General features: G+C 68.8%; 22 protein-coding genes. 6 read left to right on the top strand and 16 right to left on the bottom strand.

What is annotated here, in order from left to right:
- Positions 1–28 precede the first annotated feature (28 nt).
- The 3 genes from NXI30_11515 to NXI30_11505 form a co-directional block, all read right to left on the bottom strand.
- Complete coding sequence (locus tag NXI30_11515; protein ID MCR9094836.1) at positions 29–688, bottom strand: TetR/AcrR family transcriptional regulator; 660 nt, start codon at positions 686–688, stop codon at positions 29–31.
- A gap of 102 nt (positions 689–790) precedes the next feature.
- Entirely contained in the window at positions 791–1270 is a 480-nt protein-coding gene (locus NXI30_11510; protein MCR9094835.1) for a nuclear transport factor 2 family protein, read from the bottom strand.
- The gene (locus NXI30_11505; GenBank protein MCR9094834.1) at positions 1270–2244 is read right to left on the bottom strand and encodes a Rieske (2Fe-2S) protein; all 975 of its coding nucleotides are present in this window, start codon (positions 2242–2244) and stop codon (positions 1270–1272) included. Before NXI30_11505 ends, NXI30_11510 begins: the two co-directional genes overlap by 1 nt.
- 121 nt (positions 2245–2365) lie before the next feature.
- Between NXI30_11505 and NXI30_11500 the strand changes: the two genes are divergently transcribed.
- Positions 2366–3148, top strand: a complete 783-nt coding sequence (locus NXI30_11500) for an SDR family oxidoreductase (protein MCR9094833.1) — start codon at positions 2366–2368, stop codon at positions 3146–3148.
- A 108-nt stretch (positions 3149–3256) separates the two neighbouring features.
- Here NXI30_11500 and NXI30_11495 read toward each other — a convergent pair whose 3' ends face one another.
- Entirely contained in the window at positions 3257–3625 is a 369-nt protein-coding gene (locus NXI30_11495) for a nuclear transport factor 2 family protein (protein ID MCR9094832.1), read from the bottom strand.
- Positions 3622–4464 carry an SDR family oxidoreductase gene (locus NXI30_11490; GenBank protein MCR9094831.1) on the bottom strand — a complete coding sequence of 281 codons (843 nt, stop codon included), beginning with the start codon at positions 4462–4464 and terminating at the stop codon, positions 3622–3624. The genes NXI30_11495 and NXI30_11490 overlap by 4 nt, the downstream gene beginning before the upstream one ends.
- A gap of 105 nt (positions 4465–4569) precedes the next feature.
- Between NXI30_11490 and NXI30_11485 the strand changes: the two genes are divergently transcribed.
- Positions 4570–5196 (top strand): SDR family oxidoreductase, encoded by a 627-nt coding sequence (locus tag NXI30_11485; protein ID MCR9094830.1) that lies wholly within the window; start codon positions 4570–4572, stop codon positions 5194–5196.
- Positions 5193–5963 (top strand): SDR family oxidoreductase, encoded by a 771-nt coding sequence (locus tag NXI30_11480; protein ID MCR9094829.1) that lies wholly within the window; start codon positions 5193–5195, stop codon positions 5961–5963. Before NXI30_11485 ends, NXI30_11480 begins: the two co-directional genes overlap by 4 nt.
- Here the strand turns inward: NXI30_11480 and NXI30_11475 are convergent.
- The 6 genes from NXI30_11475 to NXI30_11450 all read right to left on the bottom strand — a co-directional run bounded on the left by NXI30_11475 (position 5960) and on the right by NXI30_11450 (position 12579).
- Entirely contained in the window at positions 5960–7201 is a 1242-nt protein-coding gene (locus NXI30_11475) for a cytochrome P450 (GenBank protein ID MCR9094828.1), read from the bottom strand. The genes NXI30_11480 and NXI30_11475 overlap by 4 nt on opposite strands.
- A complete protein-coding gene (locus tag NXI30_11470) occupies positions 7198–8424 on the bottom strand; it encodes a cytochrome P450 (protein ID MCR9094827.1) in 1227 nt (408 codons plus the stop codon). Before NXI30_11470 ends, NXI30_11475 begins: the two co-directional genes overlap by 4 nt.
- Before the next feature lie 13 nt (positions 8425–8437).
- A complete protein-coding gene (locus NXI30_11465; protein ID MCR9094826.1) occupies positions 8438–10099 on the bottom strand; it encodes an amidohydrolase family protein in 1662 nt (553 codons plus the stop codon).
- 93 nt (positions 10100–10192) lie between these two features.
- Entirely contained in the window at positions 10193–11398 is a 1206-nt protein-coding gene (locus tag NXI30_11460; protein MCR9094825.1) for an MFS transporter, read from the bottom strand.
- A gap of 27 nt (positions 11399–11425) precedes the next feature.
- Positions 11426–11674 (bottom strand): hypothetical protein, encoded by a 249-nt coding sequence (locus tag NXI30_11455; protein MCR9094824.1) that lies wholly within the window; start codon positions 11672–11674, stop codon positions 11426–11428.
- A 59-nt stretch (positions 11675–11733) separates the two neighbouring features.
- Positions 11734–12579, bottom strand: a complete 846-nt coding sequence (locus NXI30_11450) for a polymer-forming cytoskeletal protein (GenBank protein MCR9094823.1) — start codon at positions 12577–12579, stop codon at positions 11734–11736.
- Positions 12580–12784: 205 nt separating this feature from the next.
- Here NXI30_11450 and NXI30_11445 point away from each other — a divergent pair, with 205 nt between their 5' ends.
- Together NXI30_11445 and NXI30_11440 are read left to right on the top strand one after the other, a co-directional pair.
- Positions 12785–14695: a DUF3604 domain-containing protein gene (locus NXI30_11445; GenBank protein MCR9094822.1), complete on the top strand. Its 1911-nt coding sequence runs from the start codon at positions 12785–12787 to the stop codon at positions 14693–14695.
- A 66-nt stretch (positions 14696–14761) separates the two neighbouring features.
- Positions 14762–15544, top strand: coding sequence for a hypothetical protein (locus NXI30_11440; protein MCR9094821.1), 783 nt, complete (start codon positions 14762–14764; stop codon positions 15542–15544).
- Positions 15545–15560: 16 nt separating this feature from the next.
- On the opposite strand, the gene NXI30_11435 is transcribed toward NXI30_11440, so the two are convergent.
- Entirely contained in the window at positions 15561–16670 is a 1110-nt protein-coding gene (locus NXI30_11435) for a DUF1214 domain-containing protein (GenBank protein ID MCR9094820.1), read from the bottom strand.
- 142 nt (positions 16671–16812) lie between these two features.
- Between NXI30_11435 and NXI30_11430 the strand changes: the two genes are divergently transcribed.
- Entirely contained in the window at positions 16813–17757 is a 945-nt protein-coding gene (locus NXI30_11430; GenBank protein ID MCR9094819.1) for a sterol desaturase family protein, read from the top strand.
- Positions 17758–17763: 6 nt separating this feature from the next.
- On the opposite strand, the gene NXI30_11425 is transcribed toward NXI30_11430, so the two are convergent.
- From NXI30_11425 to NXI30_11410, 4 genes are read right to left on the bottom strand one after another with little or no spacing between them, the layout of a single operon-like run.
- Complete coding sequence (locus tag NXI30_11425) at positions 17764–18741, bottom strand: D-glycerate dehydrogenase (GenBank protein MCR9094818.1); 978 nt, start codon at positions 18739–18741, stop codon at positions 17764–17766.
- Positions 18742–18748: 7 nt separating this feature from the next.
- Positions 18749–21838: an efflux RND transporter permease subunit gene (locus NXI30_11420; protein MCR9094817.1), complete on the bottom strand. Its 3090-nt coding sequence runs from the start codon at positions 21836–21838 to the stop codon at positions 18749–18751.
- Positions 21835–23007 carry an efflux RND transporter periplasmic adaptor subunit gene (locus NXI30_11415; GenBank protein ID MCR9094816.1) on the bottom strand — a complete coding sequence of 391 codons (1173 nt, stop codon included), beginning with the start codon at positions 23005–23007 and terminating at the stop codon, positions 21835–21837. Before NXI30_11415 ends, NXI30_11420 begins: the two co-directional genes overlap by 4 nt.
- Positions 23004–23750, bottom strand: a complete 747-nt coding sequence (locus NXI30_11410) for a TetR/AcrR family transcriptional regulator (protein ID MCR9094815.1) — start codon at positions 23748–23750, stop codon at positions 23004–23006. The genes NXI30_11415 and NXI30_11410 overlap by 4 nt, the downstream gene beginning before the upstream one ends.
- Between the last annotated feature and the right edge of the window lie 27 nt (positions 23751–23777).

Genomic DNA, 23777 nt, shown 5'->3' with positions numbered 1-23777 from the left:
CGAGCCGCGAGGCGAATCCGGAGGCCGTCTATCCGACATCCCGGCCGAGGTTCCGGTCGCCGAAGAAGAGGCCGACGAGGGCGTCGGCGTGCGCGGCGATCGCCTCGGGGGTGGTCGGGTCGTAGTTCGAGACCCGTCGGCATTCCGGGGCCTGGGAGAAGATCAGGCCCACGGCGCCCGCGAAGATGTAGTTGAAGTGGATTCCCGGGATCCCACCGCCGAAGGCACTCTCCTCGCGCATCTCGTCGAAGAGTCGGGTCAGCGTGTCGAAGAGCGGCTTCACGTGGCGATCGGTGATCCAGCGCATCCGCGGCCCCGAGCGCTTGCCCTCTTCGTTCATCAGGACGACGAAGTCCGGGTGCGCGGCGACGAACTCGACGTAGCGGCGCAGCAGGCGCGCGAGATCCTCACGAGAGGGGGTCGGACCGACGTCGGCCTCGAAGGCCCCGAGGGCCGCGTGGAGATCCGTGAACGCCAGGTCGACGGCTTCCCGCCAGAGCGCCTGCTTCGTCTTGAAGTAGTACGGAATGAGTCCCTGGTTCACGCCCGCGGCCTGCGCGATCGAGCGGGTCGAGGCCCCGTCGAAGCCATGCTCGGCGAAGCCGTGGAGCGCCGTCCGGACGATCAGGTCCCGCGTCGTCGCATCGTCGCCTGCATCCCCGGGCTTGTTCGTCGACCGCGCGGCCATCGTCGCTCCGTCCCCCTCCACCTGTGTGGGCGAACGGGGTCGATCTTAGTCGATCGAATAAGTCGGGACCACGGGCGGAGCACGACGGCGAGGCGCTCGGGTTCAGGCCGACGCGTGGAAGGTCGCCTTGAGCGCGTCCATGTCCTTGCGCGTGATCGTCTCTTCGACCTCGTAGCGCCGGATCCGCCAGCCCTCCCCGGTCCGCACGTGCTCCGCACGCACGTAGCCGCTGGCCACGTTCGTCATGCCCGCGGTCTCGATCGCCGTCAGATGACTGGTCGAGCGCGCCTGGTCGCCCTCGACTTCGATCACGTGCGTGTTCAGGGAATGGCGCACGGTGCCCTCGGTCATCGAGACCCCGGCCCCGAGCATCTTCCGGAACCAGGCGAGGATCGCGTCCCGACCCGTCGACTCGTCGACGACCCGCTCCGCTTCGCAGAGCTGGACGAGTATCCACGTCGCATCCTCCGCGATCACCGCACGCTCGAGGGTCTCGAGATCCCCGCGATCGAGGGCCTGATAGTAGAGGGAGAGCACGTTCGAGATCTCCGCATGGGCCAACGCCTTTTCGCCCGCGTCCACTAGATCCCCTCCCCCGGCGGCATCGCCGTCGACGGCGAGTAGAACTGCGCCGCCCAGCGGCGGTAGTCGGCGATCGGTCCGTCGTCCTCGCAGAGCCCCGGTCGCGCCCGGAATTTCTTGTTCTCCCAGATCGCGAAATCCTGTTCGGCGAAGACCGCGTGCTCCGCCATGTAGGTCCGGATCTCCTCGCGGACGCTGTCCTCTTCCGCGTCCCCGATCCGCGCGATCACGCCCATGCGGACGTGCGTGGTCTCGCCGTCGATGGGCGTCAGTCCGGTCGCGACCACCGTGTCGTAGTGCCCGGCCTGACGGAGCCAGCTGAACCCCATGCCCCAGTTCTCGCCGTGCATGGTCAGCTCGTCCTCGCCCTCGAGGTGGGCGAGGGGCTTCGTGCCGCCGACCTGCCACAGGAAGGACCCGTCCCGGAACTCGCAGGATCGATCGTCGGGCACCGGCATGTGGTGCACGTGATCGAAGTGCGGCCAGTCGATCCCGTTCTCCCCCATCTCCTGGGGATGCGTCTTGACCGTCCACTCCCACGTGAGCCAACGCCCGAGCCAGCCCGGCTCGTCCCAGCCGGCGACGGTCGGGATTTCGAAGGTCGGCTCCCCCCCCTCGGCGTGGTACCAGGCGAAGATCATGCCATTGCGCTCGACGACCGGGAGCCGACCGACGCGGGCGCTTCCGGGAATCCGCTTTGCATAGGGAATCTCCGCGCAATGCCCCTCCCCGTCCCAGCGCCAGCCGTGGAACGGACAGCGGAGCGTGTCGCCGACGACCTCGCCGCCGACGCCGAGATGGGCGCCGAGATGGGCGCAGTAGGCGTCGAGGACCGCCGGCTCACCGCTCTCGCCGCGGAAGAGCACGAGCTCGCGGTCGAAGTACGTGAGCTTTTGGACCTCGCCTTTCGCAACTTCGTGCGAGTAGGCGACGACGTACCAGCTGTTCGGGATGCCGAAGGGAAATCGGGCCATGGACCACTCCACTCGAGGATTCCGGCAAACAGAATAACGGATCGTGGCGCCCTCGTGGCAACAACGAGCGGCCCGCTAGACTGGATCGCACGCGCGACCATGGCGCGACAAGGAGGATCCGATGTCCCGTCTCGATGATCGTGTCGCCCTCGTGACCGGCGCGGCCCGCGGCGTCGGCGCCCAGGTGGCGAAGACGCTGGTCGAGGCCGGCGCGAGGGTGGTGCTCGCCGATGTCCTCGTTCCCGAGGGCGAGAAGGTGGCGAGCGAGCTCGGGGGCGACGCCTCCTTTCAGCCCCTCGACGTCACGAAGGAAGACGAGTGGGCTCGGGGTGTCGCGGCGACGCTCGAGCGCCACGGCCGGATCGACGTGCTGGTGAACAACGCCGCCATCCTCCACCTCGGGACGGTCGAGAACACGCCCCCGGACGTGTTCCGGCGCGTCCTCGACGTCAACACGGTCGGCCCGTATCTGGGCACGCGCGCGGTGCTCGGGGCGATGAAGCAGCAGGGAAGCGGCTCGATCGTCCACATCTCGTCGATCGACGGACTCGTCGGGATGAACGGCGTGTGCGCCTACTCGGCGAGCAAGTTCGGGGTGCGCGGGCTCGCGAAATCGACCGCCCTCGAGCTGGGGCGCGCGGGGATCCGGGTCAACTCGGTCTGTGCCGCCGGCGGCAACCCGGAGATGTACGGGCCCTGGATCGAGAAGATGGTCTCCTTCATGGAGCAGACCCAGGCCTACCAGGAGAACCGCGGCATCCCTGGCGGCGCGACGTTCGAGCAGATCGCCCAGGCCGTGCTCTACCTGGCGTCGGACGCCAGCGCGGGCGTCACGGGCATCGACCTGCCCGTCGACGGCGGCGCGACGGCGGGCAAATGGATCGAGGGGTTCAATTCTTTGTGAAGTTGGGGGCGCCGCGATGGCTGCGTGGCGACGAGGCTTCGGGCGACGCCGAGCGGGCTCTGGCGGTGGCGCGAACCGGGGCTCCGTTCCGGCGACCCGACTGCCCTGCTAGAGCTCCCGGGCGCCTTCGAGGTCGAAGAAGGCGCGCATGCTGAGGACGCGGCCCTCGTCGTCGATCTCGGCGACGTCGATCACGTCGAGCTCGAGCCTTCGCCCCCCCTGGACGACGACGGCCCGGAGCGGGATCGCCGCTTCGTTGCCGGCCACGCAGGCGGGCCCCGCGATCGCGAGGGACTCCGCGAGCTCGTTCTCCCGGTAGAACGTGTTGATCGCGTCGATCCCGTCGTGGACCGGCCCGCCGACCGGGATCTGGATCTTCGCCTCGGGCGCGTAGATCGAAACGATCGTGTCGACGTCCGTCGCCGTCACGGCCTTCGTGTACTTCTCGAAGAGGGCGTCGAAAGCCGCCTTGCTCATGAAACTTCCTCCTGCGCAGAGCCGATCCGCTTCTGCAGCTCGGCCATCGTGGGATGGTGGGCAAGGAGCCCGCCGTCGACCGAGATCACTTGTCCCGTGATGAACGCCGCGGCGTCCGAAGCCAGGAACACGACCGCCGCGGCGATGTCCTCCGGCCGTCCGAGCCGGGTCGTGAGCGTGTTCTCGGCGTAGACCTCGATCTGGTCCGCGGGCACGTTCGCCGCGAGGGCGGGAGTCGAGATCACGCCCGGCGCGATGGCGTTCGAACGAACGCCCTGCTTGCCGTATTGCGCGGCGACGGATTCGGTCAGCGAGCGGAGCCCGGCCTTGGAGGCCGCGTACGCCGATCGCGAGGCATCGCCGGTCAGACCCGAGGCCGAGGAGGTGTTCACGATCGCCCCGCCGCCGCCGGCGATCATGTGCGGGATCGCGTGCTTGCAGCCGAGCATCGGACCGCGCAGGTTGACGCGCATCGTCCGATCCCAGACCGCGACGTCCATCTCCGTCACCGTGAGGTCGCGCCCCATCAGCGCAGGATCCGAGTCGGCCGCGTTGTTGTGCAGGATGTCGAGGCGCCCGAAGCGCGAGACGGCCGCGTCCACCATCGCCGCGATCGAATCCTCGTCGCCGACGTCCGTCTCGACCCCGATCGCCTCGCCCCCGCCGCTCCGAAGCCCTTCCGCGACCCCCTCCGCCCCTGTCGCGTTCAGGTCGGAGACGACGACCGCCGCGCCCGCCAGACAGAGGGCCTCGCAGGTCGCACGACCGATCCCGGACGCACCCCCCGTCACGATCGCGACGCGACCTTCGAGGGACGAGGTGGATTCCGCTGCCGACACGAGGACCTCCAGGAAACTTGGGCGGGCGGGAACCCGCGCGAAGAACGCAGTATCGTTCGCGGACCGGCGCGGCGTCAATCGCCCGTCGCCGATCGAAGGGGAACGATGCCCGACGCCCGACCGCTCCTCCTGGCCAGCGAAGCCGCCGAGACGCGAGATCTCGCGAAAGCGCTGGATGCCGACTTCTCACCCCTTCCCGACGTCGCCCGACCGGAAACCTTCGAGGCGTGGCGCAGCGGCGTCGTCGACGAGGCGCCGTGCGACCGGATCGTCGTCGCCGGCTGGCGCGCGCCGACGGATCCGAAGGATCTCGTTCTGCTCGACGAAGCGGAGTGGGTCCGACGCTTCGAGGCGCCCTGGCTGCTCTGGAACTTTGCACTCGGGGCCGCGGGCCGACGCTGCGCCGACGGGGGCGCGATCGTCGCCGTGTGCCAGGCGCCGGCGGCCCTCGACGCGCCCGGTCGAACGCCCGAGCTGTCGATCGCCGACGGCGTGCTCTCGCTCGTTCGGTCGGTCGCGGCCGCCGAAGGGGCGCGCGGCGTGCGCGCCAACCTGGTCACGACGCCCATCGGCCTGACCGGCGAAGACGTGATCGCCCCGGCCCCGCCCCTCGCAGGCTTTCCGGGCACGATCGACACCCACGTGGCCGGCGCCGTGCGCAGCTTCCTGTCCGACGACGCGGCGGGCCTGACTGGCCGGATGCTATCCGCCGACGGAGGACGCTCGCTATGACCGCTTCGAACGACGAACGACGCACGGTCGTGGTCACCGGCGCCACCGGCGGCGTCGGCCGCGGCATCGCCCTCGCCTGCGCCGAGGCCGGATGGCAGGTCTGGATCGCGGCGCGGCGCGAGAAGGAAGGGAGCGAAGTGGCCGCCGAGGTCGACGCGCGCGGAGGACGAGGCCGTTTCGTCTCCTGCGACGTCGGCGATCCGCGCTCCGCCCACGCCGCGATCGCGACGATCGTCGAGGCCGACGGGCGCCTCGACGGCGTCGTGCACAACGCGACGAGCGGCCTCTCGCCGGTTCCCGTCGCGCTCGCCGAAGTTTCCCTCGCAGACTTCCAGGATCACGTGAACGTCGCTCTGCGCGCGCTCCACAGCCTCGCTCGCGCGAGCTTCGACGCGCTCAAGGCGAGCCAGGGCTCGCTCCTCCTGATGACCTCCGAGGCGGGCTTCGAGGGCAAGGCGAAGCTGTCGCCCTACGCCGGCGTGAAGGGGGCCCAGCGCGGATTCGCCCGGGCTCTCGCTCGCGAGTGGGGTCGGGACGGGGTGCGCGTCAACTCGATCGCGCCGCTGGCCTCGACCCCGGCGATGGAGCGCGCGTTCGAGATGGATCCCGCCATGGCCGAACGCGTGCTGGGCCGCAATCCGCTCCGGCGCCTCGGCGACTCGACCGAGGACATCGGTCGCGCGGCGCGCTTCCTGCTTTCGGACGACGCCCGCTACGTCACGGGGCACACGCTCATGGTCGACGGCGGAAGCTGTCCCGCCGTCTAGTCGAGGCCGACGACGACCACGTCGAGGCGTTCGGGCCCGTACTCCTGCAGGTGCTGCACGCACTCCCAGGTGAAGCCCGGCGCGAGGGTCACGTCACGCTCGGCCAGGACGGCGAGCAACTCCTCGAGGGCCACACGGCCGACCAGGCGCGTCAGGTGGTTGCCCAGGCAGATGTGTGGCCCGATCCCGAATGAGAGGTGCTCCGGTGGGTCCTCGCGGTCGAGCCGGAAGGATTCGGGATCGGGGTAGACCTCGGGATCCCGGTTCGCAGCGCCGATGTGGAGCATGATGTGGTCACCTGCCTGGATGGGGCAGCCACCGAGCTCCCCGTCCTCCCGGGCCGTCCGCATCAGGAACGTGACCGGGGCCTCGAGCCGCAGGGACTCCTCGACGGCCTTCGGGATCAGGGTGGCGTCCCGCCGGAGCGCCGCCGTGAAGCCCGCGTCGGTCAGCATCCGGTAGAAGAGGTTGCCGAGCATGTAGCTGGCCGAGAGCGAGCCCGCGAGGATGTTCACGACGAGCGTCCGCGCATGGTGCGCGCCGATCGACCAGCCATCGTCGGTCTTCGACCGGACCATCAACGACAAGAGATCGTCCGGCGTGCCGTGCCCCCCCTCCGCCCGTTCGCGAATCATCTCGTCGAGGCAGGCGGCGAGCTCCGGAAAGCAGGCCTCGATCCCCTTGCCCTTCTCGGTCTCCCCGGTCGTCGGCCAGGTGCTGTGGAGCAGGTCGTTGCACCACCCCATGACCTCGTCGTGGAGCGCATCCGGAATCCCCAGAGAGTGCGCCGACACCGAGCCCGGCAGCGGAATTCCGAGCTCCGCCATCAGGTCGCCTCCGCCCCGCTCGACGATCCCGGCGAGCCGCCGCTTCACCTCCGCCCGCGTCCACGACTCCGCGTCCCGGGCCTGACTCCGCGTGAAGCCCTTCAGCAGGATGCGGCGGATCTTCGGATGGAGCGGCGCGTCGATCTCGCCGAGGAAGCTCTCCTCCTCGGGCACGACCACGCCCGGCGCGCGCATGTCGCCCACGCTCGAGTAGCGCTTCGCATCGCGAAAGCCCTTCGCCGTGTCCTCGTAGCGCGTGGTGAGCACGACCCCTTCCGCCGGACGACACACCGGCTTCTCGCGCCGGATCCGAGCCATCCGCTCGAAGTCCTTGGCCTGCTCCGGATCGGTCGGGTCGAACCGATACGCCTCGTCCACGGTCATTCGCCCGCCCTCGCCTGCTTCGCTCACGTCCGCGCCGCCCTCACCTGCCCCGGCTCGAACGCGAGCGGCGCGCGGCTGACCCCGCGCGTCGGGACGAGCTGGTTTCGCACGACCTCGTCCGGGTCGACCGCGTAGTCGGGAATCCGATCGGTCAATACTTCGAGGGCGATGCGCGTCTCGAGTCGCGCCACGGCGTTCCCGAGACAGAAGTGGATCCCGTGGCCGAAGGTCCAGTGGTTCTTCGCGTCGCGCTCGAGATCGAGGACTTCGGGATCCGGAAACACGGTCGGGTCGTGATTCGCCGAGCCGTAGCAGAGCAGCACCTGCTCGCCTGCAGGAATCGTCTCACCGCCGATCTCGACGTCCCGGGTGGTCGAGCGCGCGAGCCCCTGGACCGGCGAAACGAAGCGGAGCAGCTCCTCGAGCGCGCGGCCCCACCGTCCGGGCTCGTCGACCAGCTTGCGTCGCTCGTCCGGGAACGCCGCGAGGGCGAGCGCGCCGCCGGCGATCATGTTCATGGTCGTGTTCTGGGACGCGTCATGGAGGAGCGAGCAGAAGCCGCCGACCTCTTCGTCGGAGAGCGGGTCGACGTCCCCCTGGTTGTGCAGGATCTGGGAGATCAGGTCGTTCCCCCGCTGTACGCGACGTTCGGCCACGAGATCGGTCCAGTAGTTGCCCATCTCTTCATAGGCCCGCAGCGCCGCGTCGCTCGTGAAATCGTTTCCGGCGAGCGTGTCCATGTTCCACTGCAGGAACCGCCCGCGATCGGAGATCGGCAGGTCCATCAGCTCGCACATCGTGAGCGTCGGGATCAGCTGTGAGTACTGCGTCGCGAGATCGAAGCCGCCGCCTTCGAGGAGCGGCTCGAGCACCTCGGTCGCGCTCGCCCGGACTCCCTCCTCGAGTCCAGCCACCCGCGCCGGCGTCAGCACCCGCGCCAGGATCGCGCGCAGCTCGTCGTGGCGGGGCGGGTCCATGTTGAAGATGTTGGGCGGAATCAGCGAGATGTCGGTGTCGATCAGCGTTCCCGTCGCCGACGAGAAGGTCCGCCAGTCCGCCAGGGCGTCGTTCACGTCGTGCGCGCGGGTGATCATCCAGAAATGCGGCCAGACTCGCGCCTCCGCGGTCGGACGGCGGTAGGCCGGCGCGTGCTCCCGCAACATCGCCCAGGCCGGATAGGGATCGTCGAAGGAGGACGGATCGAAGGGATCGAAATCGAAGTCGTCGGGCAGGTTGCCGCGGCCGTTCATCGTCTCACCCCCTTCAGGACCGCAGGACGCGGCCGCTTCGCGCGCCCACGTGCTCGTCGTTCTCGAGGATCGGGACCCCGTTGCAGATCGTCGCTCGGAAGCCGCGTCCCTTCTGGACGAAGCGCCCAGCGCCGCCGGGGAAGTCGTGCACGAACTCCGGCATCCGCTCGCTCACGCGACCGAGGTCGATCACGTTCACGTCCGCCTTCTTGCCGACCGCGAGGGTGCCACGATCCCGGGCGCCGATGATCCGCGCCGGCGCAGAACTCATCCGTCGGACGGCTTCCTCGACGGTGAAGAGCTGTTCCTCACGTACCCAGTGCGACAGGACGAAGGAGCACCAGCCCGCGTCCATCACCTGCCCCACGTGCGCTCCGGCGTCCCCCAGCCCCGGCAGCACGTCGCCGAGCGAGATCAGGTCGGCCACCGCGCGCAGGTTCGGGTTGAACAAGCGCATGCAGAAGAGCGCTTCGCCGTCGCTCTCGCGGCTGAGTCGGAGCCAGGTTTCGGCGGGCTCCTCGCCCGCCCGCTTCGCCAGGGTCTCGAGGTCGCTCTCCGCGTCGAACACGTAGTTGGGCGTCTCGCCGTCTCCCAGCCAGAACTTGGGCGTCTGCGCGAAGAAGCCCCGGTCCTCGCGCGCGTCCGCCACCAGCGCAGCCACCATGTCCGGATCCCGGATCGCCGCGAGTCGGCCCGCGAAGTCCTTCTCCGCCAACGCCTTCCAGGCGCCGAATCCCCAGGGCATCGTCGCCATCAGCCCGGAGACGAAGCCGGAGCCCCGAGGAATCGCGATCCCGTTCACGTCGAGCCCCGACTCGCGAAGCTTCGCGATGCGGTCGGTGAAGAGTCGCCCGGAGGCATCGGAGTTGCCCGCGGTGATCGAGAAGAGGACGCGGTCGCCGGTGGCCTCCGCCTGCTTGCGGATCAGCTCCAGCTCGCCTTCGAAGTCGCCCGCCAGATTCAGGACGTTCTGCATGAGGCCCCCGCCCGCGCCCTTCACGGCCTCGGCGATGGCGACCAGCTCCTCGTGGGCGGCGTGGGTTCCGGGCACGTCGCGGCCGTCGGGAAGACGGTGGCCGATGATCCGCGAGGTCGAGAAGCCGACGGCGCCGGCCTGGATCGACTCGGCGACGACTTCGCCCATCCGGGCGAGCTCCTCCGCGGTCGGCTGCTCGTCGACCGCGCGCTCGCCCATGACGTAGAAGCGGACGGCGCAGTGACCGACCAGACCCGCGACGTTGATCGCCGGATCGAGCCCCTCGACCGCGTCGAGATAGCCGCCGTACCCCTCCCAGTTCCAGGGAAGGCCGCCGAGGATCGCGTCCGCCGGAATGTCCTCGACCGTCTCCATCATGTTGGCCAGGGTGTCGGCGTCGTTCGGTCGGACCGGCGCGAAGGTCACGCCGCAGTTGCCGAGGAGCGCCGTCGTGACGCCGTGCCAGCTGATCGGCGTCAGGTAGGGATCCCAGCCGATCTGCGCGTCGAGATGGGTATGGATGTCGACGAAGCCCGGCGTGACCGCGTGCCCTGCGGCGTCGATCTCGCGCGCGCCCTCGCCGTCGACCTGCCCGACGGCGGTGATCGTGTCGCCGTCGATCGCGAGGTCGCCGCGCACGCTCGGGGCGCCGGTTCCGTCGATCAGCTGGCCGTTCCGGATGACGAGGTCGTGAGGCATGAATCGGGACTCCTGGGTTCTTCTCGAGCCATGGGCGAGCATAACCGCCTGGAGCGTGGCGATCGAACGACTTTCGCAGCGCGCCGGGGCGCTCTAGTCGCGGCCATCCCGAAGCGGAAGCACGACCGCGACGGCGACCGCCAGCGCGACGAGATCCCCCTGGAAGACGGCGGCATAGCTCCCGGTCGCGTCCCGCACGCTCCCGACCAGGGGATAGACGGCCATCGTCGTCAGCGAGATCACCGGCCCCTGCAATCCCATCGTCCGACCGAAGTTGGCGACGCCGAAGATGCGTGGCACGAGCGCATTCCAGACCGGGAGGAGGCCGCCCGTCGCGACCCCGAGCAGGAGCATCGCCGCGAGCAGGACGGGATAGCCCGGCTCCGCCAGAAAGATCGCGAGTGCCCCCGCCGTCGCGCCGATCGCCGCGAGGAAGATGAGCTTGAGCGGAACGCGGTCGGCGAGCTCTCCGACGCCGAGCTTGCCCGCGATCCCTCCGACCGCGACCAGCTGCATCAGCGTCTTCGCCTGATCGGGGCCGAGCCCCTGATCCGCGAAGTGCAGGCCCAGGTTGAAGATCGTCGACGTGAAGACGGCGATGAAGATCGCGATCGAGGCGCTGAAGAGCCAGAAGGGAGGCTGGCGCAGGATCTCGCCCGTCGTCATCCCCGCCTGCGCGTCGCCCTGGGCCGCCGCGCCTTCCGGCGCCGGCTCCATCGCCACGCCTGCCGCTTCCGGCTCGTTCCAGAACCGGAAGACGAGGAGCGGAACGAGCACGACGATCACCAACGCCGCGACCGCGAGGACGGTCGTCTGCCAGCCGAATCCCGCCACCCCCGCGGCGATCAGCGCCGGGACCGCGAAGCCACCCGCCGAGGTCCCGATCGCGGTGATCCCGAGGGCCCGCCCGCGCGTCGCTGTAAAGAAGCGCGAGATCACCGCGGATCCGGTCATCGGACCACAGAGCGAGCCGGAGACCCCGAGCAGAAGGCCGCCGCCGAGGACGAAGACCCAGACGTTCGAGGCGAGACCGAGGAAAGCCGTTCCGGCCGCGAAGAAGACGACGCCGATCAGCAGCAACCCGCGCGCACTCCAGCGATCGACGAGGGGACCGGCGATCGGCCCCGCCACCAGACCGACGGCGACGTGGACGGTGAAGAGCGCGTTGATCGTCGCCGCGTCGGCGCCGAAGTGTTCGATCACGTCCGGCACGAGCAGGGGGAGCCCGTACTGATAGAACCCCACCGTCAGGAAGAGGACGAGGAAATGCGTCGCGACGATCCACCAGCCCTTGAACATGCGTGTCCCTTCGTGTCCTTCGCGCCGCTAGGGCGCCCCTTCGACGACGTCCCCGAGCGCCCGGATGAGCACCGGCGCGGACTCGGCACACGCCGCGTGGCCGAGCCGGAGATGGACGATCCGGTCGGGCGCATCGGGCTCGAAACGCGGCCAGAGCGTACGCTCGATGCCCGCGAGGCCCGGGACAGCGACAGGACTCGCGAGAACGGCGCCGGGATCGACGGAAGCCGTCTCCCCCGAGTCTTCCGCCTCACCTGTCCCTCGCGAATCCGCCACGCGCTCTCCGCGCCCATCGGGGCGGCGTTCAGGAGAGCGTAGCTCGATCGGGGCGCGCGCTAGTCGTCGGAGGACGACCCCGGATCGTCGACGTCATCGGACTCTTCGACCGGCTTGACCCACGAGACGACCGGTCGCAGCGACTCCGCCGGCTCGGGTGCGTCCGGCGCTTCGAAGTTCGCGCCTCCGTTCGGCAGCGCCGCCGACATGTCGAGGGCCCCGACCACGATCGCCCCGTCGTGCATCACGATCCTCGGCGCGCGAATGTCGCCGCCCACGATGCCGCCCTTCTCGATCTCGACGAGATCCGAGGCGATCACGTCGCCGGTGATCCGCCCGTAGACCATCACGGTCTCGGCATCGACGCTCGCCTTCACGTGACCCTCGGCCCCGATCGTGACCTGATGGTTCGCGAGCCGGACCGAGCCCTCGACGACGCCCTGGATCTCGAGATCCTCGTCGGCCACGATGTTGCCAGTGATCGTCGTCGCGCGTCCGATGTGCGCCATGGGGTCGACCTCCAGGTCCGGCGTCGCCGGATGATCGGGAAAAAGGGGCTCAACCGCACGCAGGTGATCCCTGCTCGCGGGCTCGCCCGGGGCCTCGCGCTGCTCGTCTTCCGGCGGCGTGTCTTCGTTCATGGATTCTGCCTCGGGGCGGGGAGGACGCGTGACGCCGTCCCCTTCGTCGTCGTTCGGTCCGAAGCGCCGCGACACCACGTCCCCGAAGAGCGAGCGCTCGCCCTCTCCGGTCTCCGCGGTCGTCGACAACACCCCCGAGACGACGCCCACCTTCTGGGGAGACGACTCGGCGGTCTCGGCCTCCGCCGGATCGGTCGGCGTGGCGTCCCTGGAGTCCCCTCCGGACTTCCCCTTGTCCTTCTTGCCTCGCTTGAACAGGCCCATCTGGCCCCTCCCTCTCGATACGCCCTTTCGTGAGTGTACTCCCGCCGAAGAGCGTGACCGTTCGGGGCGCTTCCCGCTCGAATCGGCATCCGCGATGCGCATTTCCTGCGCGCGAAACGCGGAGGGGGACCTCCACGACGCGAAAGTCGCCCTCGAGTGTGCTGGTCTAAGCTCGATCTCGTCCCGCAGCCCCTGGGAGGCCCGCATGGCCCGTTCCGATGCTCCTCTTCCTTCCCCCGCCGGATCGGCGACGCTCCGACTCGCCGTCGTAGTCGGGCTTACCGCAGGCCTCGTGCAGGCCTCCGCGGCAGAGCCCCCGAGCCAATACGCCCCGGCGCACCGGGACGACTTCCCGACGGAAGTCTTCTGGGGGGACACGCACGTCCACAGCTCCTTCAGCGTGGACGCGAACTCGATGGGCAACACGCGGCTCTCTCCCGCAGACGCGTACCGGTTCGCGAAGGGGGAAGCCGTCGTCGCCAACAACGGCATGACCGCGCGCCTCGAGGCGCCCCTCGACTTCCTCGTCGTCTCCGACCACGCCGAATACATGGGGCTGCTGCCGGCCCTCCGCGCGGGCGACGCGGCCCTGCTGGCCGACCCTGTCGGTCGACGCCTCTCCGAAGGTGTTCGCGGGGACGAGGAGAGCCAGTACGCGGTCATCTCCGAGGTGATCGCGAGCCTGATGGCCTCCGAGCCGATCATCGACAACGCCGCCTTCAAGCGGAGCATCTGGAACGAGATCACGCGGCTCGCGGACGAGGCGAACGAGCCGGGCCGATTCAGCGCGCTGATCGGATTCGAGTGGAGCGCCATGCCCAGGGGTGACAACCTCCACCGGGTCGTGGTCTACGGCGACGGCGGCGACGTCGCGGGCAGGATGATCCCGCGATCCTCGTTCGAAGGAGAACGCCCGGAAGATCTCTGGGACTTCATGGAGGACTACGAATCGGAGACCGGCGGGACGATCCTCGCGATTCCCCACAACCCGAACATGAGCAACGGCCAGATGTTCTCCCTCGAACAGAGCGATGGCCGTCCCTTCGATCGCGACTATGCGCTGCGTCGCAGTCGGCACGAGCCGATCGCCGAGATCACCCAGATCAAGGGCGACAGCGAGTCGCATCCCCTCCTCTCCCCCGACGACGAATTCGCGGACTTCGAGAACTGGGACACGGGGAACATCGGGACGCCCTCCACGCCGAAGCAGGACGAGCAGATCCAGTACGAGTACCTCCGCCAGGCCTTCAAGAATGGACTCGGCGAGGAAGCGCGGATCGGTGCGAACCCCTTCAAGATGGGCGTGATCGGAAGCACCGACGCACACACCTCCCTCGCCACCGCTGCCGAGAACGATTTCTGGGGCAAGCTCTCGGTGCTCGAGCCCGGCCCCCATCGCCTCGCCCCGCCGCCCGCCTCGCAGGAGGACAGCGGCATCTACGCCTGGAGCTGGGTCGCCTCGGGCTACGCCGCGGTCTGGGCGAAGGAGAACACGCGGGCCGCGCTCTTCGAGGCGATGCGCCGGCGCGAGGTCTACGCCACGACCGGTTCACGCATCACCCTGCGCTTCTTCGGCGGTTGGGAGTTCGAGGAGGACGACGCGGCACGCCCCGACCTCGTGCGCCGCGGGTATCGCGACGGAGTCCCGATGGGCGCCGATCTTCCCGAGGCGGGGACGGGCACGAAAGGGCCGCGCTTCGTCGTCCGCGCACTCAAGGACCCGAACGGCGCGAACCTCGATCGGGTCCAGATCGTGAAGGGCTGGCGGGATTCGGACGGCGACCTCCATGAGGAGATCCACGACGTCGCCCTCGGCGGCGAAGGACGCCGGGGGCTCTTCGGGATCCGCGAGGTCGGCTCGACCGTCGACGTCGCGAGCGCCACCTACACGAACACGATCGGGGCGGCGGAACTCTCCGTGTTCTGGCAGGACGACGACTTCGATCCCGAGCAGCACGCCTTCTACTATGTCCGGGTGATCGAGATTCCGACGCCGCGGTGGTCCACCTACGACGCCGCCCGCTTCGACATCACACTCGACGAGCGCGCGCCGCGAAGCGTCCAGGATCGCGCCTACAGCTCTCCGATCTGGTACTCGCCGTCAGGTGGACGTTAGTCGACCCCGGAGGAAAGAAACGCTTCGGGGCTCGCCTATCCTCTCTCCGCTCAATGGAGGGAACCCTTGTCATCGACCCGCTCTTCGATCGCCGCGCTCCTCGTTTCGGCCCTGCTCTCGATCGCCGCGACCTGTGAAGGTCCGAGGCCGATCGACCTGGACTTCGACGATCGAGGCCAGACGACGCCTGGCGGGCGGGCGACGTACGAGATCCTCCCCGGCAACGACACGCGCCGCCGAGGATCTCTGCTCGACCTCGTCGCGGGTGCGGCCCCCCTCACGGGCGTCGAGGCAGAGCCGCCAGAGCAGGACATCATCGCGACGCTGGCCGTCGTCGCCGAGTACGCGAGCACGAACGGCCACGGGTCCGAACCCGTGCCGGCCGGGCGTGAGATCGATTTCGACGTCGAGCTCGCCGGTCCGACCACGGTGGGCATCGACGTCGACAACCAGCGCGGCTTCGTCGCGTTTCGCCCCGGCGTGCGCGCCCTCGACATGTTCTCCGTGGAAGCCCTGCTCGGCGTGGGCATCGACCACACCCGGGTTCGCGTGCAGAACGCGGGCTTCCTGCAGACCGACGAGGACGTGAGCCCAGGCCTCCTCCTCGGGCTCCGTCTGGGTTTCCGCCCGATCCCGCTGATCGACTTCTACGCCCAGGCGTCCACGACCGCCGGCCACTCCGGAACGACGGATCTCGAAGCCGGCGGACAGCTCAACCTGACGAAGAACGTCGGCGTCTATGGCGGCTACCGCCGATTCAGATACGCTGACGAGAAGGCCAAGGGAAACGGCTCGGATCTCGAGTTCGACTTTCGCGGTCCGACCTTCGGCCTGAGCCTGACGTTCTGAGCCCGCGCCGCGGCCGCTAGCTCTTCACGTCGGCGAACTTCACGACCTCGGTCTTCCACTCCGGCGGCCATCCGCCGTCGGCGCCGACGATCCGGCCGAGCATGCCGCCCTCGCTGTGGCCCAACGTGTTGAGCCAGTTCTTGTGGGCGGGGCCGGGATCCTCGTGCGCGATCAGGAGCTTGACCGATCCGTCGTCCTCGTAGCGCGCCGTGAACTTGTTGACCGAGATGTCGAAGAAACGGAACTCGAGGCTCTCCATCCAGAAATTCGAGAGCTGCAGGTTCCACGTCGCGCATTCGGGCAGCTTCGGGATATGGACCGCGAGGGCTTCGTCCGGCTCGAGCGCCCAGTGGCTCTGGTAGTAGTTGATCGTCGGGTCGCCGCCCGCCGCCTGCAGGACCGCCTGGTCGTGGGACGGGAGCTGGTTCAGCGTCCGCTCCTTGTAGTCGAGCGTCCACATCAGGCCGAGCCCGACCGTGCTCTCGATGAAGTTGAGCGCGCCACCGAGCTGCGCCTCGAGCTGCTCCGGGTCGAGGTTGTTGTTCGGGCGCTCCGGGTTCAGGCACTCGATCTCGATCATCGCCCGGGTCTCCTTCGAGCGGTCGCCGAAGGTCTGGCGGACGACGATGTTGGTCGAGTCCTCGGTGATCTTCAGCCAGTTCTTCGGCTGGGGATTCCTGGACATGAAGACCTCGAAGGTCCCGTCCTCGTCCAGCTCGATCTGGGACGAGTCGATCTCGCCGGTACTGACCATCTGGTCGACGGTGCCGCCCCCGCCCTTCGCACCGATCGAGAGCCACGGGACCGTCCCTCGCGTCCCGTGGATCCGGTAGTCGAACCGACCGTCGATCGCGCAGTTCTCGTAGTAGTTGTCGGGGTTGTCGTTGAGGACGCCCTTCGTCTCGTCCGCGAGTCGGTAGAAGCCCGGGTATTGCGGATCGGCGTAGTCGACGGCCCGCTCGAGCCCGCCACGAAGCAGGCGCGTGAGGTACCGGTAGCCGAGGGCACGGTTCTGCGTATCGGTCGGCGTCCCCTCTGCGGCAACGAGGTCGCCCGCCGCCTTCAGGCGGTCACAGAAATCGGTCCAGATCCGTCCGCTCAGAATCCGCTCTTCGGCTTCGCTCATGCCCATGTCCTCGGTCTCCTGGTGATGGAGCGCCGTCGCGCCGCTCCCGAGCTTCCTACGCTAGCGTGAAGAACGCAGGCTTCACCGCCCCGCGCGGCCGTTCCCCGGTCGGCCTGCGAGCCGATCCGCCAAGGGAGACACGATGCGAGACGGCGTCCGACACGAGCAGTTCTGGGAGCGCGTGCTCGCCTACACCCTCGTCCCGGGGACCGTCGCCGCGGGCCTGGCGGCCGCCGTGCTGATGATGAACGCAGGCGTCTCACCCGCCGCGGTCGCGCTTCCGATCTCGATCCTCGGCCTGCTCTTCGTCGGCGGGATGGAGCGTGTCCTGCCCTGGAACCGCGACTGGTTCCGCAACCAGGGCGACCTCGGAAACGACCTCCTCTACATCCCGCTCCACGTGATCGTCCCGCCCCTGTGCGCGCCCCTCGCGATCGGGATCGCGATTGCCTCCGCCGACACGATCGCCGGCCTCTTCGGCGGCGGGATCTGGCCGAACGCCTGGCCCGTAGCACTCCAGGTCGTACTCGCGACGGTCATCCGCGAGTTCTTCGACTACTGGGCCCACCGCGTGATGCACGCATCCGACTGGCTGTGGCGTCTGCACGCGACGCATCATCAGCCCGGCCGCGTCTACTTCCTGAACGGCACCCGCGCCCATCCCCTGGAGGTCGTGTTCCGATTCGGCTTCATCGGAGTGATTCCCCTCGCCGCCCTCGGCATCGACGAACGCGTCCTCGCGCTGACCGCGGTGGCGGCCCTCTGCGCCGACATCTACCAGCACGCGAACATCGCCATCCGGCTCGGCCCCCTGTCCTGGATCTACTCGATCGGGGACGCCCACCGCTGGCACCACTCGAAGGCGCGCGGCGAGGCCGACACGAACTACGGCAACGTCTATCTCTTCTGGGACGCGATCTTCGGCACCCGCTACGTCCCGGACGACAAGGAGCCCCCGACCGAGGCCGGCGTCGAGGGACTCGAGGCCTTCCCGAGCAACTACTTCGCCCAGTGGGCATCGCCGTTCCGCTGGAAGACGATCCTGGCCGCGTCGGCTGCGCGCCGCTCGGACGCAGGAACCTCCTGAGGCGCCTCAGACCGCGCGGTTCGGCGGCGTCCCGCCGGCGCGCCAGGCCGTGAGCCCTTCGATCAGGATGCGCCCCATTCCGAGCCGGGCTTCGATCGTCGAGCTCCCGATGTGCGGGACCATGAAGACGTTCGGCAACGCGAAGTAGCGCTCGTCGACGTTCGGCTCGCCGGCGAACACGTCGAGGGCCGCCCCGCGGATGCGACCCGAGCGGAGGGCCGCGATCAGGCCGTCGTCGTCGACGATGTCGCCACGCGCGATGTTCACGACGAGGAGGTCTTCCCGAGCGTGCTCGAGGAGCGCCGCGTTCACGCTTCCGCGGGTCTCGGGTGTCGAGGGACAGGCGATCATCAGCACGTCCGAGTCCGCCACCAGGGCCTCCGGCGTCGCGCGATGGCCCAGGGCACGGGCCTCGCCGTCGGGGAGCGGTCGTCGGTTGTGGTAGAGGACGTCCATGCCGAGCGCCTGTGCGCGTGTCGCGATCCGGCGGCCGATGTCGCCCATGCCGAGAATGCCCAGCGTCCTTCCGGAGAGCTGGACGCCCACGAGCTGCTTCGGGGTCCAGCCGGTCCAGCGCCGCTCGCGGATGAGCGCGATGCTCTCGGTGGCGCGCCGCGCGCCGGCGAGCATCAGGAAGATCGCGTCCTCTGCGACCGAGTCGGCGAGCACGCCGGGCGTGTTGAAGACGACCAGATCACGCGCTCGCACCGCGGCGAAATCGATGTGGTCGGTGCCGACCGAGTAGGTCGCGAGCGCGCGGATGCTCTCGGGCAGGGCTTCGATCTCGGCCGCCCCCATCCGGACGTTCAGGGAGAAGAGCACGACGTCGAAGTGCGCCCCCTCCCCGACCAGGCGCGCGAGCTCCTCGAGCGGCGCGTCCTCGTCGGTCGTGAACGAGGCCTCGAACGCCGACGCGAACGCTTCCTCGACCTCGGCGAGGAAGCGCGTCGCGACGAAGACCGCGAGCTTTCCGTCCGGACTCATCTGACGATCAGGCCGGCTGCTCGCTGGCGTGCGCGGTCCGTGATCGCCGCTTCCGGGCGAAGAAGTCGCGAAGCTTCTCGAGTCCGAGATAGAAGACCGGCACGATCAGGAGCGTCAGCATCATCGACGAGAACATGCCCGCCGCCGTCGCGACGGCCATCGGCGCGCGCGTCTCGCCGCCGGCGCCGAGCCCGAGCGCCGTCGGGAGCACCCCGAAGATCATCGAAAGCGCCGTCATCATCACCGGCCGCATGCGCACCGGCGCCGCCTGACGCATCGCCTCCTCGGCGGACATCCCGGTATCGCGGAGCTGATTCGCGTAGTCGACGAGCAGGATCGAGTTCTTCGTCACCAGCCCGACAAGCAGCACGAGGCCGATCATGCTGAAGAGATTGAGCGACATGTCGAAGATCCAGAGTCCACCGAGCGCGCCGACCATCGAGAAGGGCAGCGCAGCCATCACGATCACCGGCTGCGTGAAGCTCTCGAACTGGGCCGCGAGGACCATGTAGATCACGAGGACGGCCAGGAGGACCATCTGCATGAACTGCTCTCCCGCCTCCCGCATCTCCTCCGCGTCCCCGCCCAGGCGAAGGCTCATCGACGACGGCAGGAGCTTCTTCGCCGCGCGCTGGGCGCGCTCGATCGCCGTGGACAGCGGAATCCCGTCGAGATTCGCCATCAGCTTGACGCTCCGAACGCGGTCCGTCCGCGTGATCGAGGAAGCCGTCGCGCTCCGCTCGATCCTGACGACGTTGCGGAGATCGACGAGTTCGCCGGTTCGCGTCCGGACCCAGAGCTGCCCGATATCGTCGAGGCTGGCCCGCTGGCCCTCTTCGAGGCGGATCCGCACGTCGTGGCGCTCTTCGCCGTCGCGGAAGGTCGCGACGTCGAGGCCACCGATCATGGCGAGCACCGTTTCCGCGACGGTCGCCGCGTCGATCCCGAGGGCCGCCGCTTTGTCGCGATCCGGGACGACGAGCGCTTCCGGCAGGCCGACCCGGAGGCTCTTGTCGAGGTCGACCATGCCGCCCTCGGCCCCGAGGGCGCCGAGCATCAGGTCCGAGTAGTGGTCGAGCTCCTCGAGGCTCGCGTTCCCGATGATCTCGATCTCGAAATCACGATCGCTGCTCGCCATCGGATCGATGACGGAGAACTCCTGCCCCGGAATCTGGGACAGCGCCTCGCGGGTCGCGCGCATGAGCTCTTCGGCGCTGCGCTCGCGCTGATCGCGGGGCTTCAGGCGCGCGTTGAGCATGCCGTCCGAGGGGCCGCCGATGCTCATGCTCGTCGGGCCGATCGCGGCGAAGGTCGAGGCGACCTCGGGCTGCGCGAGCAGCCACTCCTCGTTCTGATTGAGGATGTCGGTCGAGGCTTCGAGGGATGTGCCCGGAGGCGTACGGAACTCGATGCTCAAGAAGCCCGAATCGGACTTGGGCATGAACTCTCCGTCCAGGCGCGAGCCGGCGAGGATCGCCAACGCGATCGCCCCCACCGCGATCAGCGTCGTCTTCCCGCGGTTCGCGAGGGACCAGTCGAGGATCTGCGCGTAGCGCTGCTCGAGGCCGGTGAACCAGACCTCGAGGCGCTGATGAAGACTGTCCGGCCCTCGCTCCTTGGGCGGGGGCATGCGCGACGCGAGCATCGGCGTGAGCGTGAGCGCCACGACCAGGGAGATGATCACGGCCACGGAGACGGTCACCCCGAACTCGGTCAGGAAGCTCCCCATCATCCCCGACGCGAAGGCGACGGGAATGAAGACCGCGGCCACCGAGAACGTCGCCGCCATCGCGGCGAAGGTGATCTCGCGCGTTCCCTCGCGCGCGGCGCGCATCGCGTCCTTGCCACCTTCCCGGTGCCGCTCGATGTTCTCGAGAACGATGATCGCGTCGTCGATCACGACACCGATCGCGAGGGTGAGCCCCAGCAGGGTCATCGTGTTCAGCGTGAAGTCGAAGAGCCAGATCATCCCGAAGGTCGTGACCAGCGACATCGGGATCGCCGCTGCGACGATCAGGGTCGGTCGGAAGCGGCGTACGAACACGAACACCACGACGACCGCGAGGAGTCCCCCGACCCAGAGCGCCTCGATCGTCTCTTCGAAGGACTCGCGGATCGTCTGCGAGTTGTCGATGAAGCCCTCGCTCTCGACGATATGGATGCCGTCGGGCGTCTTGCCCCGGAGCTTGTCCATCCGCGCGATGAACTCGTCGACGATCGCGACCGTGTTCCCGTCGGACTGCTTCTTGACCGCGATCGAGAGGCCCGGCTTGCCGTTCATGTGCGAGACCTTGCGGAGGTCCTCGGCCCCGTCCTCGATCCGTGCGACGTCCCGGAGGCGAACCGGCGCGTCGCCCTCCCAGGTAATCACCATCGCGGCCAGCTCGTCGATCGACCGGAACTCCGCGTCGGTCTTGAGCGCCCACTCGACGGTATTCCCCTCGACGTAGCCTCCGGGTTGCTCGACGTGCTCGCGCCTCAGCGCCCCGAGCACGTCGCCGACGGCGAGGTTCCGGGCGCGCAGCTCGTCGGGGTCGATCCAGATCCGGATGTTCCGCTCCTGTTCTCCGTAGATCTCCGTTCCCGCCGCGCCGGGGATGCTCTCGACGAGGGGGCGGATGTGGCGATCGACGTATTCCGTCGTCTCCGTTGCCGGCAGGTCGGAGGTGATCGGCGCGTAGATGATCGGGAACATCGAGAAGTCCGCCTTGCCCAGGATCGGCGGATCGATGTCGTCCGGGAGCTCGTTCAAGCTCATGTTGATCTTGTCGCGCACGTCCTGGGCGGCGATGTCGACGTCGTGTTCGAGCTCGAACTCCATCATGATCCGCGCCATGCCCTGGGCGGAGGTCGAGTACGTGTGATGGATGCCTTCGATGGTGGCGAAGGCCTCTTCGAGCGGATCGACGACCTCGTCCTCCATCGTCGTCGGCGACGCGCTGTCCAGCGTCACGATCACGCCGACGAAGGGCATGGTCATGTCCGGGTAGCGATCGATTCCGAGACGGCCGAGGCCGAGGACGCCGAACGTCGCGAGCGCGAGGGTCAGCATCCACGTCAGGACGGGGCGTGCGATCGAGAGATCGGAGAGGCTCACGAGTCGTTCCCCCGCGGCTCTTCGCCCGCCGCGACCTGGGGCCGGGACGCCGTCGCGCCACGCACGACCACGGACATTCCACTCGCGAGACCGCCGTGCCCCCGCCTCACGACCTGGTCACCCGGTCGGACGTCCCCGCGCACCTCGACGAAGTCGCCGTCGGTCGCGCCGACCTCGACGGAGACGCGTTCGACACGGCCCTCGTTCTCCTCGGTCGGCACGACGCGGTAGATGGAAGCGCCGCCGACCCGCTGGATCAGCGCCTCCGCCGGTACCATCAGCACGTTGGTGCGCTCGGCGACGCCGAGGTTCATCCGAGCGAAGAGCCCCGGTCGAAGGTGCCCCTCCGCGTTGTCGACTTCGGCCTTGATCCGCAGCGTCCGGGTGTCGGGATCGACCGTCGGCGCGACGAAGGTCACGACGCCCTGGAACTTTCGATCGGGGAAGGCGCCGACGCTGATCTCGACCGTCTGCCCGAGGCGGACGCGCTCGGTGTCGAGCTCGGTCAGGCTGAAGATCGCCTCGAGCGGATCCAGCGCGACGAGCTCGAAGAGCGACTTGCCGGGCTGGACGAACTCGCCGAGCTCGACGGAGCGTCGGGCGACGAGGCCCGCGAAGGGTGCGGCGACGGACGAGTCGCGGACGCGCCGTTCCGCGACGCCGACGGCGGCCACCTCGGCACTCACGGCCGACCGGGCGAGCGCCAGCATCGTCTCGGCCTCTTCCAGCTGCTGGATCGAGGATACGCTCTGGGAACGCAGCTCCCGGATCCGCCGCGTCTTCCGCTGCTGATTCGCGAGCTCTGCGCGCTTCTGCGCGAGTCGCGCCTTCGCGGCCTCGAGGTCGAGCTGGCGACGCTCGGGATCGATCTCGATCACGACGACGCCCTCTTCGACCGACCCGCCTTCGTCGATCGTCAGCTCGGTCACGCGCCCTTCCACCTCTGCGGCGATCTCCGTGTGGAACTGCGCTTCGAGGTCGCCGCTCGCCTTGATCTGCTCCGAGAGCGTGCGCGCTTCGAGCACGTAGACGGAGACCGAGGGCAACAGCTCCTCGACCGTCTGTTCCTCTTCGGCGCATCCGAAGCTCGCGAGGGAGACGGCGACGACGAGGATGGAGGCCAGGCCGCGAGGGAGGCGACCCCTCGAAGAATCGTGGAGGAGCGTCATGAGGAAGGGTTCTCCATCTCGGCCATGCCGAGGAACAGGGCATCCAGCGCACGCTCGACGAAGCGGTCGTCCAGGATGAAATCGGGCTGGGACAGGCGCATCGCGACGAGGCCGTAGGCGAAGGCCCAGAGAATCTGGCCGGCGCTGTCACGATCGAAGACGCCGAGGCGGCCGCTCTCGCCGAAGCGATCGACGGCATCGCCGATGTGGTCCTTCACGCGCTCCATCGCTTCGGGCTCGCGACTCTCGCCCTTGCGGGAGAGCGTCGACATGAGACGCGTGACGTTCGGGTTGTCGGCGCTGAAGTGGAAATAGGCGAGGAGCATCGCCCGGAGGTCCGCCTGGGCGTCCCCGGTCGGTGCGACCCGCTCGAGCTCGCTCGCGAGGCGCGAGACGCGTTCCTCGAGGAGCGCCTCGATCAGGCCGTCCTTGTCGCCGAAGTAGTGGTAGACGGTGGGCGCGGAGTATCCGGCGCGCTTGCCGAGCTCACGGATCGAAAAATCCGAGCCGTTCTTGTCGATCACGAGCGACTCGGTCGCATCGAGAATGGTGCGACGGGCCTCCTGACGCTGGCGCTCGCGGCGTTCCGCCTGACGGGACCCCGCGCTTCGCGCGGACTCGTCGGCAGGGCTGCCCTTCCCGGCCTTCTTGGCTTTCTCGTCGTCGCGGATCGCGGGGATCCGCTCGGCGAGGCGGGAGGCGCTGGCGTCCCCGGGAAGCTCCCTGGGGGACGATGAACTCATTGAACGGGGGTCCTGTGACTTGACGGG

It is taken from the genome of bacterium, assembly GCA_024742285.1.
GTDB lineage: Bacteria > Myxococcota_A > UBA9160 > UBA9160 > UBA4427 > UBA4427.
The sequence above is the reverse complement of the archived record's forward strand: the minus strand, read 5'-3'. Positions and strand labels throughout refer to the sequence as shown.